The sequence below is a fragment of the Psychrobacillus syltrankelensis genome (assembly GCF_055454035.1).
In genome coordinates, this window is the sequence record NZ_CM144227.1 from 106,159 (window position 1) to 124,124 (window position 17,966).

13 protein-coding genes, 1 pseudogene and 1 other annotated feature (1 of these 15 running past the window's edge) are annotated in these 17,966 nt (G+C 34.9%); of the genes and pseudogenes, 9 read left to right on the forward strand and 5 right to left on the reverse strand.

Features of this window, described 5'->3' with window-relative positions; genetic code table 11:
* Positions 1–104, forward strand: a binding site (T-box leader) (it extends 92 nt beyond the left edge of the window).
* 51 nt (positions 105–155) lie between these two features.
* A complete protein-coding gene (tyrS, locus tag ACTSKG_RS00570; protein ID WP_464756227.1) occupies positions 156–1,421 on the forward strand; it encodes a tyrosine--tRNA ligase in 1,266 nt (421 codons plus the stop codon).
* A 534-nt stretch (positions 1,422–1,955) separates the two neighbouring features.
* Here tyrS and ACTSKG_RS00575 read toward each other — a convergent pair.
* A complete protein-coding gene (locus ACTSKG_RS00575) occupies positions 1,956–2,123 on the reverse strand; it encodes a hypothetical protein (RefSeq protein WP_464756228.1) in 168 nt (55 codons plus the stop codon).
* 214 nt (positions 2,124–2,337) lie between these two features.
* Here ACTSKG_RS00575 and ACTSKG_RS00580 point away from each other — a divergent pair, with 214 nt between their 5' ends.
* Positions 2,338–2,592: a DUF3006 domain-containing protein gene (locus ACTSKG_RS00580; protein ID WP_464756229.1), complete on the forward strand. Its 255-nt coding sequence runs from the start codon at positions 2,338–2,340 to the stop codon at positions 2,590–2,592.
* A 363-nt stretch (positions 2,593–2,955) separates the two neighbouring features.
* On the opposite strand, the gene rpsD is transcribed toward ACTSKG_RS00580, so the two are convergent.
* A complete protein-coding gene (gene rpsD / locus ACTSKG_RS00585) occupies positions 2,956–3,558 on the reverse strand; it encodes a 30S ribosomal protein S4 (RefSeq protein WP_464756230.1) in 603 nt (200 codons plus the stop codon).
* Between the two features lie 917 nt (positions 3,559–4,475).
* On the opposite strand from rpsD, the gene ACTSKG_RS00590 reads away from it, so the two are divergent.
* Together ACTSKG_RS00590 and megL are read left to right on the forward strand one after the other, a co-directional pair.
* On the forward strand, positions 4,476–6,338 hold the full coding sequence (locus ACTSKG_RS00590; RefSeq protein ID WP_464756231.1) for a sensor domain-containing diguanylate cyclase: 1,863 nt from the start codon (positions 4,476–4,478) through the stop codon (positions 6,336–6,338).
* 78 nt (positions 6,339–6,416) lie between these two features.
* Entirely contained in the window at positions 6,417–7,604 is a 1,188-nt protein-coding gene (gene megL, locus ACTSKG_RS00595; RefSeq protein WP_464756232.1) for a methionine gamma-lyase, read from the forward strand.
* A 333-nt stretch (positions 7,605–7,937) separates the two neighbouring features.
* Here the strand turns inward: megL and ACTSKG_RS00600 are convergent, their stop codons facing one another.
* The 3 genes and pseudogenes from ACTSKG_RS00600 to hisJ form a co-directional block, all read right to left on the reverse strand.
* The gene (locus ACTSKG_RS00600; RefSeq protein WP_464756233.1) at positions 7,938–9,497 is read right to left on the reverse strand and encodes an FMN-binding glutamate synthase family protein; all 1,560 of its coding nucleotides are present in this window, start codon (positions 9,495–9,497) and stop codon (positions 7,938–7,940) included.
* Between the two features lie 102 nt (positions 9,498–9,599).
* Positions 9,600–10,079: a GAF domain-containing protein gene (locus tag ACTSKG_RS00605; RefSeq protein WP_464757935.1), complete on the reverse strand. Its 480-nt coding sequence runs from the start codon at positions 10,077–10,079 to the stop codon at positions 9,600–9,602.
* A 39-nt stretch (positions 10,080–10,118) separates the two neighbouring features.
* Positions 10,119–10,892, reverse strand: a pseudogene (hisJ, locus tag ACTSKG_RS00610) (histidinol-phosphatase HisJ); the annotation flags it as partial.
* Between the two features lie 148 nt (positions 10,893–11,040).
* On the opposite strand from hisJ, the gene ezrA reads away from it, so the two are divergent.
* The 5 genes from ezrA (at position 11,041) to ACTSKG_RS00635 (ending at position 17,714) form a co-directional block, all read left to right on the forward strand.
* On the forward strand, positions 11,041–12,741 hold the full coding sequence (gene ezrA, locus ACTSKG_RS00615; RefSeq protein WP_464756234.1) for a septation ring formation regulator EzrA: 1,701 nt from the start codon (positions 11,041–11,043) through the stop codon (positions 12,739–12,741).
* Positions 12,742–12,889: 148 nt separating this feature from the next.
* The gene (locus ACTSKG_RS00620; protein ID WP_464756235.1) at positions 12,890–14,023 is read left to right on the forward strand and encodes a cysteine desulfurase family protein; all 1,134 of its coding nucleotides are present in this window, start codon (positions 12,890–12,892) and stop codon (positions 14,021–14,023) included.
* A gap of 5 nt (positions 14,024–14,028) precedes the next feature.
* Positions 14,029–15,231, forward strand: coding sequence for a tRNA uracil 4-sulfurtransferase ThiI (gene thiI / locus ACTSKG_RS00625; RefSeq protein ID WP_464756236.1), 1,203 nt, complete (start codon positions 14,029–14,031; stop codon positions 15,229–15,231).
* Positions 15,232–15,309: 78 nt separating this feature from the next.
* Positions 15,310–15,519, forward strand: a complete 210-nt coding sequence (locus ACTSKG_RS00630; RefSeq protein ID WP_464757936.1) for a small, acid-soluble spore protein, alpha/beta type — start codon at positions 15,310–15,312, stop codon at positions 15,517–15,519.
* 740 nt (positions 15,520–16,259) lie between these two features.
* On the forward strand, positions 16,260–17,714 hold the full coding sequence (locus tag ACTSKG_RS00635; protein WP_464756237.1) for a WD40/YVTN/BNR-like repeat-containing protein: 1,455 nt from the start codon (positions 16,260–16,262) through the stop codon (positions 17,712–17,714).
* Positions 17,715–17,966: the final 252 nt, after the last annotated feature.

Below are 17,966 nucleotides of genomic sequence, written 5' to 3' on the forward strand. Positions count from 1 at the left end.
ACAGGCTTGGAGTTAAACGTTTTCACAACGATATCGTGATTCAAGCGGAAGGATTTTTCCTTCAAGCTGGGTGGTACCGCGCTAATGGATACAGCGTCCCTGCATGATTTATTTCGTGCAGGGACTTTTTTTATTTTCTAAAGGAGGAGATTAATTTGACAAACGCATTATTAGAGGATTTATCTTGGAGAGGACTTTTATATCAACAAACAGATGCTGAGGGATTAGAAGAGTTATTAAACAAAGAAAAAATATCTTTATATTGCGGGGTTGATCCAACTGCAGATAGTATGCATATTGGACATATTGTACCTCTGCTTACACTAAGAAGATTTCAATTACATGGTCATCGACCGATTCTATTAGTGGGTGGAGCAACAGGCATGATAGGGGATCCATCTGGTCGATCCGAAGAACGCCAACTTCAAACAATTGAACAAATTGATCGGAATGTTCAAGGTATTAAGGCACAAATGGAACAAATTTTTGACTTCCAAGCTGAGAATGGTGCTAAAATGGTCAATAACTATGATTGGAATGGCTCGATGACGGTAGTTGAGTTTTTAAGAGATTTTGGAAAGCTTATAAATATTAACTATATGTTAGGGAAAGATTCAATATCTTCACGTTTAGATACTGGTCTTTCTTTTACTGAATTTACCTACACGTTAATACAAGGTATTGATTTCAAACATTTATTTGATCACTTTAATTGTCGCGTTCAAATTGGTGGATCCGACCAATGGGGGAATATAACAACAGGTCTTGAAATGATTCGTAAAACCCATGAAGAGGAAACAAAAGCATTTGGTATCACGATTCCATTAGTAACTAAAGCAGATGGAACGAAATTTGGTAAATCCGCTTCTGGATCTGTATGGTTAGACGCAAAAAAGACATCCCCGTATGAGTTTTATCAATTTTGGATCAACACAGCGGATTCAGATGTTATCAAATACATGAAAATTTTTACGTTTTTAGAAAGAAAAGAAATTGAAGCATTCCAGGAGACTGTGGAAAATGAGCCTCATTTACGTAAAGCACAAATTGCGCTTGCAGAAGAAATGACTCGTCTTATTCATGGTCAAGAAGCTTTAGAGCAAGCTGTTCGAATTTCCCAAGCATTGTTTAGCGGAAATCTAAAAGAACTATCTTCTGAAGAAATGAAAGATGCTTTTAAAGATGTACCATCTGTTGAGATGACAAAAGATGGGAAGAACATTGTAGATTTTATCGTTGAAGCAAACGTGTCACCTTCGAAAAGACAAGCGCGAGAAGATGTTACAAACGGTGCTATATCCATAAATGGAGAAAAAGTGATGGATGTATCATATGAAGTAGGAGAAAATGACCGTTTAGAAGATGAATTTATGATTATTCGTCGAGGAAAGAAAAACTACAAAATGATTAAGTTTGTTTAATATAAATAGCTACTTCCCTTGAAATGGGGAAGTAGCTATTTTATTTAAAGATAAGAATTAAATGGATTATCGTCCAACGAAATCAGTGTTCATAGTACTTTAAAGAATTAGGTAATACCCGAATTTCCGTTTCAGGTGGACGCGTTCCGCGGGGTAAGCGATGAGCCATCACCGCCACTCACGCGTTCGTTGTGATGGCTCATCTGTCTCCGAGGAACGAAGGCTAAGAGCGCCACATCGTGTGGCAACGCCTTCGTGACCAACATCCTGTTGGCCTCCGTCCGGAGTCGCCACCTTTCACTACAATCCATAAAGTGACAAGTACGTAACAAGAAGATTTAGCTTATCTATCGCTAAGAGGATAGAATTAGTATAAGTAAACGTAGTGATCATCCATCCTGTAATCCGAATAAGAGATGCTATTGATTTTTAAAATTATGTCCGCCGTAGCGGAAAGCAACGATATTCATATGCTACTCTTCTTAAAAGGACCGGGCATCTATTTGCCCGGTTTTTCTTAACTTTATGGTAATGCTAGAACGCTCCACCGCGTTCGTCGACATGATGATTATGTTGACCATCTTTAACTTGAAGAGTCCTCTTCTCATTTTCACTTAATTTTTCGGGTTCTAAATACCTTGCGCTGACTCCCTTTTCATTAGACTTTCTATTCTGTGAATTGTTCATATCTTTGTTTTTCATAGTATATCCTCCTTTTTTGCCTATTTCATTTCTTAGTGTTTCCACAAAATAGACATATAGTCATGAAAAAAATAAAAAAAATTAATAAATAATCATAATTAGATGAAAAATGAGTAAGAAATAGTATAGAATAATATAGATAAACAAACTTTCTACAAATTTAATTATTTAATTTTAGTATATTTTTATTATTTTGATCGAGGGGCTGTTCTTGATGTGTTCAAATAAATACGTAGTTGATCGTTTCGATGATTTTTTTGTTGTTCTTTTAGAAAAAGATAATAAAACAAATAAACTTGTAATATTAAAAAATAAGTTTACGATAAATGCAAAAGTAGGAGATTTATTAGAAGTTCATGTTAATGAAGATAAGTCGGGCTATACTTTTACAGCTTTGAAAGAAGAAACAGATGTCGCTAAACAACGATTACTTGATTTAATCGAGGGTATGAAGATGGATACAAATTAATCCCTCTTCGACTTAGTTTCTTTATTAGTTTGATTATTATGTATTTAGAAGCTTAGACTGTTGAAAAACTCGATGAAATTCGAGCTAACTACAGTCTTTTTTGTACTATGATATGGTTCTAGAATATTTGTTGGGAATCCATACATTTCAAAAAAAGCACGTAATCACCCATTCTTCTTTTATACTTGAATTTTCGAGAAATAAGAGAACGATAGGTGATACTTGCATATGAATTTTACATGAAAATTCCAGGGTCATAGTCTGTATAAAACGGTGGAAAATACATAAAAATAAAAAGCCCTAAAACCTTGATTTAACAAGGATTCTAGGGCTTTTAATAATACTCTTTGCAGAGTATATCTATTAACGAGAGTAGAACTCAACGATAAGAGCTTCGTTAATTTCAGCAGAAAGTTCACTGCGCTCTGGAAGACGAACGAAAGTACCAACTTTTTTGTCTGCATCAAATGATAAGTAATCTGGTACGAAGTTGTTCACTTCTAGTGATTCGTTTACTACATCAAGGTTTTGAGATTTTTCACGAAGAGAAATTTCTTGACCTGCTTTTAAACGGAATGAAGGAATATCAACACGTTTACCATCAACCATTACGTGGCCGTGGTTTACTAATTGACGAGCTCCACGACGAGTGCGAGCAAGACCTAAACGGTAAACAACGTTATCTAAGCGAGTTTCAAGAAGGATCATGAAGTTTTCACCATGTTTACCTTGCATTTTACCAGCTTTGTCAAAAAGAGTACGGAATTGACGTTCGTTTACACCATAAGTGTGACGAAGTTTTTGTTTTTCTTGTAATTGAAGACCGTATTCTGTTAATTTTTTGCGTTGGTTAGGACCGTGTTGTCCTGGTGCGTATGCGCGTTTTTCTAATTCTTTACCAGTACCACTTAGTGAGATACCAAGACGACGTGATAATTTCCATGCTGGACCTGTATAGCGAGCCATGAGTGACTCCTCCTTTTATTGGTTTTATTTTGTTGTAAAATAAGACCAGATGTATCCAAACTAGTAGACATTTTATTTTCATGTATCATCGCCCATGCAGCCAAAGGGTTACAGGATACACCATCTATTATATAAAATAGAGGAACAAAATGAACATTCTAGACCATACAACTGCTGCATTTATTTTACACAAAGTTTATTGTAACTTTTGAAGCGAACAAAGTCAATATTATTCATTCATTCCTTTGTAAAATTAGGTTTCTCTTTTTAGAACATGAACAGGTTGATTTCCGCTCCAGGTGGACGCTAGCAAGTTGGGAAACCATCAAGATGTTTGCGGACCAGTGGAAATATAAAAAAATTCAGATAGATCATTACTTCTAGGGATTAGCAGATAGTTACTATAAAAACATAGTATTCCATACTTTTTCGCTACAGTTAAACACTTAGCTTGATCTTTGAGCTGTTGAACATTCTTTTACTTATGAATATGAAAAGCGGAACCTGAGAAAAATAGATAGTATCTAAAGGTAAAGTAGCGTAGAGCTTCCGAAATGGTATCTTCGGAAGCTTTTAAATGAGTAGGAATGCATTTTTTCTCTAATTATCCAAACAAAAAGCATCATGTCCTCACAAATTCCAAGAGGGCGACGGACAGACATTTGCCACAAGATTACAGAAAAAAGTGTAGCCGGAAGTGTAGTCAACTTCCAGCTACATAATTCCAACGGTAATAGTGTAGTGGATGTTTGGTCCAAAGCACTTAGGAAACGGTGAAGACAATATGCACTTAAAGAATGCTTGTGCTTTTCTTAATAGGGATTCAATTGACAAATTATGAGAAGTATAGTCAAATAGAAGTATAGATATATGTGATAAAAGTAACGTATTCACTCTTGGAGCTAAGAGGTGTTTTAATGATAAAAGATACAATATTAGAACAATTGAAAAGTCGTATGTTAGACATTTGGAGTGAAAATGCATTTACTCAAGATTCAAGTTTTAATTGGTTTGAAGATTTAAAGACAATACTTTTAGAGTTTTTTGATGTGGAAATAGCAAACTACTATATTTTCGATACTGATACATTTTTACAGTTAAAAGGTAACCACTCGTTGATAAAAAAATTAAATGCTATTAGATGGAAGGAAATTGAAGCTTTTTTTTACGAAAAGAGCTTTGCAAATATTCCATTTCTACAAAAAAGTCATCTCATAAATGGAGAAGTGTCCATACTATTAAGAGACTTGGAAGAACAACCATTAGGTTTACTTATTATGGAGTCAACGGAAAAATGGGAAGAATTTTCTTGCAAGGCAGAAGTAAATGATTTTATAAATATTATTAGTAAATTAGTGCAAATGCTTAAGAAAACTATCTTCTTAACTCACCAGGAGCATCAGTATAGAAATCTATTTAATGTAACAAAAATGTTTCATTCAACTCTAGATATTGGACAAATATTAGAAGGAACATTAAATGCTGTACAAGATGCATTTCCGAACTTCCACTCGATTTTAATATTATCAAATGACCAAGAACGAAAGACAGCTGTCCCTTATAAATTATTTGACTACACATCGGAAAGACCAGCAACAATAGAAGCATATGTTTCAGGTGAGATTACAACCGAACTAGCAGCAGACTTAGGAGTACGGTTATTGAATATTCCTATAAAAGGTAAGCAAGGTATATATGGAATTATGCAAATGTCAACGCCATTTGACTATTTGTTTTCTGGAAGACAAAAAGAATTTGCTTCATTGCTAGCTTCAGCTACTGGAAATGCATTAGAAAACGCAAAATTGTATGTACAGTCACATCGATTGGTAGCAGATTTACAATTAATAAATGAAACTTCACATAAGCTCAATATGAATCTATCACTAGAGGATATGTTATTATTTTTACGAAATCAATTAATTAAATCCTTTCATCCAGAACAAATTTGTTTTGTTCTTTTAAGTGAAGAGGAGGAGTACCAAATTTCCTCCGTAAGTTCAGAATTTTTCCAAACTATTGATGGTCAACTATATATTCATCATGTGGCTAATCATTTCCTTAAAATGAAGGACCCTCTTTTTATTGCAGATTTCAATCGACTTGCAGATATAAAATATGAATATCGTTCTCTTGTTGCAATTCCTTTAAAAGAGCAAGATCAAATCACAGGATTCAGTATTGTGCTTCACAAAGAACCATATTTTTTTTCATTTGATAGTTTTAAATTAATGCAATCGTTAATTCAACACTCCTCTCTCGCGATAAGTAATTCTACTTTACGTAACAAGTTACAAGAAATGGTAAATCGTGATCATTTAACAAATCTTTATGCTCGAAAATATCTAGACAAATATGTGGAAACCTCGATGGAAAATGAGGAGCGAGGTATCTTCATACTTTTGGATATTGATAATTTTAAACAAGTGAATGATTCACATGGTCATCAAGTGGGAGATGACATATTAAAACAAATCGCTTCTATTATCCAAAAACGAACGGATGGAATTGGAATTGGAGCTAGATGGGGAGGAGAAGAACTTGCCATATACTTCTCCGAAATGACCATCTCGCAAGGTATAGAGGAATCTAAACAAATAATAGCCCAAATACCGAAATATACAAATCCGAGTGTAACAGTATCTATGGGAGTAAGTGTTTGGGAAAAAGAAAATAATTTATCTTTCCATGATCTCTTCCATTGTGCGGATATAGCATTATATGAAGCTAAGAATAATGGGAAAAATCAATTAAGTATTTATGAGGCATCTCATCTTTAAAAAGATGAGTGCCTTTTCTTTTTGTTTCATTCCGTGTAAACTAGATGTAAGCGTTTACAATAAAGGGGTGTTAGTGAAGTGGATAAAGAAAATTATCAAAAAGAAACAATATATATTCATAAAGGGTATAGTTCTGTTAATCATCACGATAGTCTATCGGTCCCACTGTATCAGACTTCCACATTTGCATTTGAAACGGCTGAACAAGGGGCTAGAAGGTTCGCAGGAGAAGAAAGCGGGGGCATTTATTCTAGATTGGGAAACCCAACGGTACATGTCTTGGAAGAACGAATGGCCTCATTGGAATACGGAGAAGGAGCACTAGCGTTTGGTTCAGGAATGGCAGCTGTAAGTACCATTCTAGTTCATTTAACTAAGTCTGGAGATCATATTCTTTGTACTCGGGGTATATATGGTTGTACATTTGGTTTTTTAAACATCTTAAAAGATAAGTATAATATTTCACATGATCTTTCAACTCTAGCAACAGAAGAAGAGATTGAAGCAGCTATTAAACCGAATACGGTTTGTATTTATATTGAGACTCCTATTAATCCAACAATGGAGATAGTGGATATTGCACTAATAACAAAGATTGCAAAAAAGCATGGTATTCATGTAGTAGTTGATAATACGTTTTCATCCCCTTATTTGCAAAATCCATTAGAATTAGGAGCAGATTTCGTATTGCATAGTGCAACGAAATATATTAATGGTCATGGCGATGTTATTGCAGGAATTCTAGTTGGAAAAAAGAAAGAGGAAATAGAGGGAATACGTCTGTCCGTCCAAAAAGATTTTGGTGGTATTATTTCTCCATTTGATGCTTGGTTACTTATCAGAGGTCTAAAAACTTTACATGTACGGATGGAACGACATACGAAAAATGCATCAGATATTTTCTCTTTTTTACAAACATGCTCATTCGTCGAAAATATTTACTATCCATTTGACGAGAACAATCCTCAATACGAAATTGCGAAGAAACAAATGAAAGCTGGCGGGGGGCTAATTTCATTTACCGTTAAAGGTGGGATGAAAAATGCTCAAAAGCTAATGAACGAATTAAATTTAATTAAAATTGCTGTAAGTCTAGGAGATGCCGAAACACTAATTCAGCATCCTACAACGATGACTCATTCTGTCGTGCCAGAAAAAGAAAGATTAGAAATGGGCATCACCGATGGATTACTAAGACTTTCTGTAGGACTAGAAAACTCTAAAGATTTAATAGAGGATTTAAAGCAAGCATTTTCAAAGCTTTAAAGTTCTATCTCCCACTTTCTGATAAACAAATACTTTTCCAATTAAACCAGGTGTATTAGATAGAATATAAAATACCGTTCTCCACAAATGAGAGAACGGTCAGACTGTTGACAAACGCTCGCATTCTTCGTTGCTTGCTCCTGCGCAAGCTCGTCGCAGAAAAAAACGTTTGCACTTCGTTGAAAGCTCATGAACTTTAGTTCTATTCGCTTCCGCCTTGTGCTGGCGCGCCTCGACTGTCAAGCGTTTTCAAGACAGTCTGAAGAGATACCAATCAAAAATGACTTTGTCTACAACCTGACCGTTCTCCACAAATGAGAGAACGGTATATTTTTAATCTATTGTGAACACTCTTCCACGTTCATCTTTGTACACAACATGCTGTCTATCAAGCTTTGTTGGCGAATCAAGACCAGCTGCAGACGCTATACGGAAAAGTCCTTCTCTCATAGTCAAAATATAATTAGTCACACGATATTTCTTTTCTTCTACAACAAGTCCTTGCTGCAATTTCCTATCTGTAGTAGCAACACCTGCTGGACAAGTATTCGTATGGCATTTATGTGCCATAATACAACCTACCGATATCATAAAACCTCGTGCAATTTGAACAAGATCGGCTCCCATTGCTAAAGCAATCGCCGCACGATCTGGTGTTGTAATTTTACCGGAGGCGATGATCTTCACTCGATCTCTTACTCCATACTTCTTTAGTGCATCGTCAAGAAGAATAAGAGACGACCGAAGTGGTAAACCCACGCTATCTGCAAGATCTTGATATGTAGCTCCAGAACCGCCTTCGCCACCATCGAGAGATATATGATCTGGTCCGGTACCAGTTTCGAGCATGAATGACGCAAGTTCCTCTGCATCTTGCTTGCTACCAATTACTACCTTTATGCCAACTGGCATTCCAGTATGGTGCCGAATTTTATCGATAAATTCGAACAAAGTAGGATAGTCATCAAATTGATGAAAACGATTTGGGCTATTGATCGTTTTATATGGAGTAACGTTCCGAATAGCTGCTATTTCTTCTGTCACTTTCTCGCCTTCTACGTGTCCACCGCGCATTTTTGCTCCTTGCGCCAATTTTAGTTCGAATGCTTTCACTTGTGGAATTTCCGCTTTCTCACGAAGCCGTTCCCAACTAAATTCTCCATCTTCCGTACGGAAACCGAATAATCCTGATCCAATTTGCGCGATAATATCTGCGTCACCAGCTAGATGATGTTTGGATAAGCCACCCTCTCCTGTATTCATCCAGGCTCCTTTAGCCATGCCAATACCTTTCGATAAAGCAGTAATTGCATTTTCTCCTAGCGCACCGTAACTCATTGCAGATTGTCCGAGCATACTACGAACGTGGAAAGGATGCTCACAATTAGGACCGATTATAATCGCATCTTCTTCAGGTAATAACCAAGATAAAGCTGGGACATCCTCCAAATGCTCTTTACGTGAAAATAAATTATCTTCATCGACAATATAACGCATTGTGTCAACAATGACTGCGTTGTCGACACGCATTTCCTCATTTTGTTTTGTAAACATTGCGTTTCGAATAAAATAGCCGGCTTCATTAAAATTACGTTTCGAACCAAAACCAATTATGCTGTTCAAATATTTTCCCGGCATAACCATATGCAAATATTCCTCGCGGTTGAAGGGTTCTCCTCCGTTATCATTATCGAATAGATATTGTCTAAGCTCTGGACCAGCTTTCTCTAATATATAGCGCATTCGCCCTAAAATCGGATAATTTCGCAGTATTGCATGCTGCTTCTGCTTTCGGTCGTAAAGGTAAAGAAAAATACCAGCAGTAATGGGTACGATAACAAGAAATACAATTAGTAAAGTAGAAGAAATCGAAATAGTTTCAATCCAAGACAAAGCCCTCACTCCTCTTACAAACTTTATAATTATATTACCATTACAAAGGTCCATAAGTCTTGATTATGAAAAACAGAAGGAAAATTTCTCCTTCTGCTTTTCTTAAATATGTTTAATTAAAACTTGAATGAATTGCTCTAAGCCTTCTTTATCTTGCTCGGAGAAACGCTCTTTAATAGGACTGTCTATGTCTAGAACACCAAAAAGTTCTCCATTTCTAACTATAGGAACAACGATTTCTGATTGTGATGCTGCATCGCATGCAATATGTCCTGGAAAAGCGTGTACATCAGGAACGATGACTGTTTCTTTTGTTTTTGCAGCTGTTCCACAAACCCCTTTACCAAGAGGGATTCTTACGCAAGCGGGTAATCCTTGAAATGGACCTAATACTAATTCACCGTCTTCCATTAAATAGAATCCAACCCAATTAATTCGGTCGAAATATTGATTTAATAGTGCGGATGCATTACTTAAGTTTGCGATCGCATTTTTTTCTCCAGTCAATAACGCATCTAATTGCTTCGATAACATGACGTAATTTGCTGTTAAGTCTTCAGAATAAGTTGTTTGAGTAAACATTTTTAAATCTCCATTCTCAATATATTTATTTAGTTCATAATAGAACTGATGTAAATCGCTTACTTGATGGGCATCTGAACCGAACACTAAAGGGATTTCTAATTGTTTTGCCAATAGTATGAATGAAGGAGAAGGATAGCTTTCCAAACAAAACGGTTTGGCAAGACCTGCACTATTTACGTCAAGTTGAAGATGTCGATTTTTTATTTCTTTTAATATGGCGACAATTTCCTTACTATCCTCGACTTTTTCGGATAACGCATGCTGAAATTTATGTACAAGTGTTATATGACCAATTCGTTTTGGTTTAAAGTTTCCTAAATCACTCTTTATTGAATCCATTAGTGTTTTATAATACAATTTATACACGGAGATTGGACTTCCTACTTTTTTTATAAAATCTAAATAAATCTCTTTGGAAAAGTCAATACAAGTGTAGGTATTTTGAAATTGTAAAAAGTGTACGGATAAAATAGAATCGTCCAAATATTTCCCGTAAGTATTTAGAAAAGACCTAGTCTCCTGCTCAAATCCTGAGATAAAGTCTATCTCTAACCCAGTTGAAATAATAATATCTTTTTTATATTGTTTTTTCAAATCATCTAGAGTATTTATATAAGATTCGAGCTTGTTTGTAGCCATTCCGCTATCTTGCATTGGGGTAGGATCGATAAAACTTTTAGGTAATGGTGCATGCTCTGTAAAAGTTATTTCGTGAAATCCATTTTGGATTGCTTTTTCAATATATAATTGAAAAGAATCAAGCGTTCCATGAGGACAGTAAGGTGTATGGATATGACCATCTTTTTTCAAAAAATCAACCTCCACATCTTCGAAATACAAATATTTCAAAGAATTCATTGCTTTTCTATTGTTTTATGGAACAATAACATAAAAAGCATGGTAATATATATAGTAACATTTGAATAAGAACTTTTGATCTTGGAACAGGGGGCTTACGATGAAGTATATCATCCCAGTGATTATTATACTTTTAATCATTGCAATTTTTGCGTTTATAATAAGACGAAAACATAATTCAGAAATTGAACGGTTAGAGCATGAAAAGCATCAAATACAAAACAAACCTATTTTAGAAGAGATGACAAAAGTAAAACAATTGAATATGAATGGTCAAACAGAAGAGATGTTTGAAAGATGGAGAAATACTTGGACGGAAGTAATGGATGTTTTAATGCCTAAAATCGATGTTCTATTGTTTGATTTAGAAGAAAATGTCGATAAATTTCTTTTCGTCAAAGCTTCAAAAGTTGAAAAAGAGATTCAGTCTTTAATTACTACATGTGATGAGAAAATGTCTAGTATTTTAAAGGAACTAGAAGATTTAATTGGCAGTGAAGAGAAAAATCGAATTGAGATGGAACAGTTAAAAGAGCAACATCGTGCTGCAAGAAAAACGGTACTTGCACATCAGCATTCATTTGGAGATGCAGTTCCAGCATTAGAGACGAAATTAGAGTGGTTTATTCCTCATTTTGAAGAATTTGATAAACTGACAGAGACGGGGAACTATTTAAGCGCAAGAGAGATTGTTATTTCTGTTCAAAATGATGGACAAAAGTTTTTTCGTATTTTACATGAAATACCAACAGCGCTTTCAGAAGTTCAACATAAAATTCCAGGAAGTATCCATGAATTAAGAAATGGACAAAAAGAAATGGAAGAGAGCTCATACTACTTGCAACATCTTGAAATGTCTGCAAAATTAGATGCAATTGAGGAAGAATTGACTGAGTTAAAAGCTGAAATTATTGAACTAAATGTAAGTAAAGCAATTACCAGGATAGAAGAAATAAAAGATGAAATAGAATCTTTCTATGATTTATTGGAAAAAGAAGTAATAGCTAAAAAATATGTAGATTTACATAAAGAAAAAACTGCTTATCGTTTAAAAGAAGTTACTTCAGTTACTCGTGCTATTAGTGAAGAAGCAGCATTTGTGCAACAAAGCTACCGATTACCTGAAAAGGAAGCGGAAATTCCACAAAGTTGTTTAAAAGAACTAGAGGTATTGCAGAAGAAATTTGAACTACTTTCCACTCGTGTCGAGGAAGAACAATCTGCTTATTCAAGTTTGCAAGAAGAGCTAAATGAGATATCAGAAGAAATTGATCGTTTATATGATGAGCAAGATCGATTTGCAAATCGATTAAAAAACCTAAGAATTGATGAAAATAAAGCTCGTGCTAAGCTAGATGAATTGAAAAACTTATTACATGAAACAGATCGTATGTTACAGAAAGCGAACATACCAGGTATTCCTGAAGAGATGGATGTTCGTCTAGAAGAAGCAGAAGAACATATTTATGTAGCTATGCAAAGCCTTCAAGAAGTTCCATTAAATATGCTATTGGTGGATAATTATTTATCGCAAGCTGAAGCTTGTATGGAAGAAGTGCATCAAAAAGCGAAGGAAATGCTTGAAAATGTGTTATTAACCGAAAAGATTATCCAGTATGGTAACCGTTATCGAGCAAACCATCCGAATGTTCATATGCGTTTATTAGAAGCTGAAGAGGCGTTTAGACAACTAAGATATGCAAAAGCTCTGGAGGACGCGGCTACTGCGGTAGAAGAGGTTGAGCCAGGTGCTTTAAAAAAGATTGAAGTACTTGTGAAAGAAGATACACTACGTACATAAGAAGATTGACTAAGATTTCCTCGAATGAGTAACGTTTTCAGATAATTTGGAGACATATCTATTTTAGTATTTATGTTGTGTATACAAATGTGAACCACCTCACTAAAATTGTGAAGGTGGTTTTTTTCCGAAAAGGAGTTAATGGAATATGATTTATTTTGATAACAGTTCTACAACGAAAGCACTTAAAGAAATAGTCGATACATTTGTAACGGTAAACGAACAGTATTGGGCAAATCCTTCTTCCATCCATGAGTTCGGACACCAAACAGATGAATTGTTACAATCCGCTAGAAAACAAGTTGCGGATGTATTAAAAACAGTGGATGAAAAAGTATATTTTACTTCAGGAGGGACAGAGTCGAATAATTTAGCTATATTTGGACTAGCTAATAAATACAAGCATCGTGGAAATCATGTCCTTATTTCCGCTATTGAACATCCTTCGATAATCGAAGCTGCTAAAATGCTCCAAAAACAAGGATTTATTGTAGAGTTAATCCCGGTGAATAAAGAAGGCTATATTAAGTTAGAAGAAGTGGATTCGCTTCTTCGTCACGATACAGTGTTAGTGAGTGTAATGCATGTTAATAACGAAACTGGTGCCATTCAGCCTATTAATGATATAGCTTCACTTATAAAATCAAAAAGCCGTGCAGTTTTCCATATGGATGCAGTCCAAAGCTTTGGGAAAATGGTCGTAAACTTTGAGGAACAACATGTGGATGCAATTACTATTTCGTCTCATAAAATTCATGGATTAAAAGGTTCTGGTCTTCTTGCTTTAAAAAGTACGATAGAAATTACACCTATGCTTTTTGGAGGAGGTCAAGAATCGGGAGTACGAAGTGGTACAACACCTGTACCATTAGCGGTATGTACAGCAAAAGCAATAAGAATAGCGAATTCCAATTTAAATACACATATGGAAAGTGTTGCCAAGATGACTGAAGAAGTTACTACTTTTTTAAAAAAATTTTCATCTATAAAAATCATTTCCCCGGAAATAAGAGCTCCCCATATTGTTTCTTTTTCCGTCCGAGGAGTAAAAGGGGAAGTGTTTATTAATGCATTGCAAAAAGAAGATGTAATTGTCTCCACAAGCAGTGCATGTTCATCCAAACAAACACAAACAAGCCATGTGTTAAAAGCAATGCATTTAGAAGATGATTATATCAAAGGTGTTATTCGACTAAGCTTTTCTTATATGAATACACCAGAAGAAGTTCAGCAATTTAAAAGAATATTTACAAAAGTAATGAACGTAATAAAAGGAGATTAAAACAGATGAAATGGGAAAAAATATTAGTTAGATATGGTGAATTATCAACGAAAGGTAAAAATAGAAAAGCATTTATCACACAACTTCGAAATAATATAAAGTTTTCTTTTATTGACTTGCAAAATTTTAAAATGACAGCAGAAAGAGATCGAATGTTTTTAACTTCAAAAGATGATAATGAAATACAACAACTTATTAAGAGATTACCGAAAATATTCGGTATACAATCATTTAGTCCAGTTGCATCATGTTCGCAGGAAATGGATGATATACTAGCAACTGCATTGAAAATTATTGCAAGTTTAGACAACCAAGATAAAACTTTTAGAGTTACAGTAAAAAGAACGGATAAAAGATTTCCTTTAGATACTTACGAACTACAGCGTACAGTTGCAAGTCATGTACTACAACAATTTCCTAGCTTAAAAGTAAAAATGAAAGAGTCGGAAATTGATTTGCGTATTGAGGTATTATCAGATGCTGTCTATATGATGGCTGAAGTTATTCCTGGAGCAGGCGGTATGCCCTTAGGTTCAAATGGTCGTTCCTTATTAATGCTTTCGGGAGGAATTGATAGTCCAGTAGCAGGTTATATGTTATTAAAACGTGGAGTACGTTTAGACGCAATTCATTTCCATAGTCCACCTTTTACAAGTGAACGTTCAAAAGAAAAAGTGATGGATTTAGCTAATCAGTTGAGTCATTTTGGAGCAACTGTGAGACTGCATGTCATTCCATTTACGGATATTCAGCAAAGCATTCAATCACAAATACCAGACAATGTATCAATGACAACTACAAGAAGAATGATGATGAAAATCGCAGATATTGTTAGAGAAGAAATTGGAGCGTTAGGAATTGTTACTGGAGAAAGTTTAGGACAAGTGGCAAGCCAAACACTGGAAAGCTTAACAGCTATTAATGCTGTTACAACTACACCCGTTTTTAGACCTCTAATATCTTTTGATAAACTTGAAATCATTGACATTGCACGAAAAATTGGAACATATGAAACGTCCATATTACCTTTTGAGGATTGTTGCACAATATTTACTTCATCCTGTCCAAAGACGAAGCCTAAGCTCGAAAAAGTGGAATACTATGAAAGCTTTAAAGACTTTGATGAATTAATAAATGATGCAGTAAAAAATAGAGAAGTGTATTCATTCCCAAACAAAAAAATCAATAATTTTGAAAATCTTTTATAAAAAATAACAAAATATACCTCATCCCATTGTGTATGGATTGCTCGAAAACGACCAATCTAATTCCACAAGGAGGTGAAAATCATGTCAAACAATAATAATAACTCAAATCAACTTTTAGTACCAGGGGTAAGACAAGCTATTGATCAAATGAAATATGAAATTGCTCAAGAGTTTGGAGTACAACTTGGAGCTGATGCATCATCGCGTGCCAACGGATCCGTCGGCGGAGAAATTACAAAGCGATTAGTGCAACAAGCCCAATCCCAAATGAGTGGATTCAGCAAATAAGAAAACAAAAAAAATCGGTAGCTTAGGCTGCCGATTTTTCTTTTTAAAAGAAAGTAAAAAATTTGGCGTGCTAGGAATTGAGTATAAACAGTGTTTCTAATGGGCGGACAACTATGACAAAAACGGCAACAATTTCACATCATAATATAAACGCAAGTTTCTATTAAGTGTAACTTGTCTTCTCTATTTCTAGAGGCTTTGGACGAAACATTGGCTACACTATTACCGGTGGATTTTGAGGAGTTGAAAGTGACTGCGTCACTTCCAACTCCTCATTTTTGGTCATCTTGTGGCGGATGTTTGTCCTTCGCCTTCTTGAGATATGTAAAGACACAATGCATGCATTAGGTTTGGTGAATGAGAGAATAAGTCCTTTCCTATTCTTTTAAAAGCGAACGAAGATACAATTTCGTCCTCTCAGCGCTTCTCTATCAAGGGATACTATCTATTTCTTTTTAGTGCTAAGAATATTGGAAGGATTCCGAAGTCTTTGATAATAACAATATAACCCTCCAATAATTTTTTGATTAGAGATATTATTGCCATACTATCGAAAAGAAAAAGTGAATACAAATATTTTACTAAAGGACAGTTTAATGGAAGAAGGATTCTCGATAAAAAGAGTATTTTGTTTGTTATATTGGATCTAAGAGGATAATAACGAAGTATTTACTCCATCCTAAATAAGCACATTAATTCTGTGATTAATGTGCTTATTTAGTTATAGGATGGTGGTAATTTTGAGTTTTATAAAAAAAATCTCTTGTTTGTTAGTTATTTTTTTAGTTTTTGTAAATTTGAATGGTCGTGAAACAATCGCTTCAGATGGTGAAATTACGCTAAAAGAAGCGATTAACATAGGGCTCCATCGAGCGAAAGAATGGAATGTAAACGCAACACTTACAAGAGTAAACAGTGTGGATGAAACGATGGGAGGCTCGAGAGGAGAAACAGGGAAACGTTTTAAATGGACTATGATCTTTATAGTTCCAGGTACAGAGGATTATGTACTAATTGGTATTTTAGAAAAAAAAATTATTGTGTTTGAACCGGATAAGCAATCTCCTGATCCAACAATACCGTACGATGAGATTAAGTTGGATAGCTCTGATGTTCTCCAACTAGCAAAGGATAAATACGGACTAAAACCAGGAAAAGATTGGGCAACAGGATATCATTTTACACTTGATAGTATCGATGGCATGCCCATTCTAACAGTGTTTGGAAATGATCGAGATAGCCGTTTTACTCGAATTTCATTCAATGCCCAAAACGGAGATGTGGTCAGTGCCATTCATAAAGTACCATACGGTGGTGGATTACTATCCAAACGTATGGGCACCGATAACCTAACAAAAAAAGGGATGGCAATTACGGGGATTGTCACTGGAAACAAGAACTTAGTGGTATGGGGAGACAAAAAGCCAACCCAATTCAGTACAAACAAGCAACCTTTTATTGAATGGAGCCATAACAATGGAGAATCATGGACAGAACTCCAAGTTAATAAATATGTAACACACGCGTGGTTTGATAGGAATGATCAATTATATGTAGCTACGGAAAAAGAATTATGGGCAGGTATTACATCAAAAAGTAAAGGAACGAAAATTCTATCATTAGACCACATGATTGAGAACGTAGATTATTCAATCAACAATCATATAGCTGTGCTATCAAATGGAAATGTTTATTATACAACCAATCAAGGGGAGAGTTGGGAACAAGCTATTGTTCCTAAACCATTTAATGTGATTCAAATATCGGATAATGGTGACTTGATAGTACTCACAGAAGAAAGAAATATTTTGCAAAAGACAAATGTTGGGTGGAACGAGATAACCATGCCAAATAGTAATGATAGACCTTATGATATGAAAGTGGTTAATAATAGGCTATTCATTACCACACAAAGTGGAATTTGGACCCGAAATCTTCACGAGGGAAATTGGAGAAAAATTCAAGTTGATGAAATGGTAGTTAGACTAATTAAAAAAGGGGAAAAATTATTCGGAATCACACATAGAGGTGAAGCTATTTATTCCATCAATACTAAAGATGAAAGAAAATCTGAAAAAGTGTTTGATGCTGGGGATACCATCGTTTGGGATGTGGATATCATGGGAGATACGTTATGGATTGCAACCATACCAAATTATTCGTGGGAAGAAATGTCGATTAAGCAGAGACGATAAAAATTTCAAGTGTATATCCATGAAAAAAATATGTTGTGAAACATTTTACTTAAACTAACACATGCTTTTGTGGAAGATCGTTGCGTTCCACTGAAGCTCTTTTTTTTTCTTATTCAACTACTATGAAAATAAATTTCTTCAAGAAAAGAAAAATGGCATGAAAAAGAAGAATGGCACAGATTTGTAGTAATAGATACTGAAACAAAAAAGGTATTTCTTGGAGGATATCATTATCAGCTGTATGATAATCCT

Excerpts from the sequence above, each read along its gene's own strand:
- ACTSKG_RS00575 (WP_464756228.1), bottom strand. The coding sequence starts at position 2,123 with ATGAAAAACAAAGATATGAACAATTCACAGAATAGAAAGTCTAATGAA.
- ACTSKG_RS00580 (WP_464756229.1), top strand. The coding sequence starts at position 2,338 with ATGTGTTCAAATAAATACGTAGTTGATCGTTTCGATGATTTTTTTGTT.
- rpsD (WP_464756230.1), bottom strand. The coding sequence starts at position 3,558 with ATGGCTCGCTATACAGGTCCAGCATGGAAATTATCACGTCGTCTTGGT.
- ACTSKG_RS00590 (WP_464756231.1), top strand. The coding sequence starts at position 4,476 with ATGATAAAAGATACAATATTAGAACAATTGAAAAGTCGTATGTTAGAC.
- ACTSKG_RS00605 (WP_464757935.1), bottom strand. The coding sequence starts at position 10,079 with ATGTTTACTCAAACAACTTATTCTGAAGACTTAACAGCAAATTACGTC.
- ezrA (WP_464756234.1), top strand. The coding sequence starts at position 11,041 with ATGAAGTATATCATCCCAGTGATTATTATACTTTTAATCATTGCAATT.
- ACTSKG_RS00620 (WP_464756235.1), top strand. The coding sequence starts at position 12,890 with ATGATTTATTTTGATAACAGTTCTACAACGAAAGCACTTAAAGAAATA.
- thiI (WP_464756236.1), top strand. The coding sequence starts at position 14,029 with ATGAAATGGGAAAAAATATTAGTTAGATATGGTGAATTATCAACGAAA.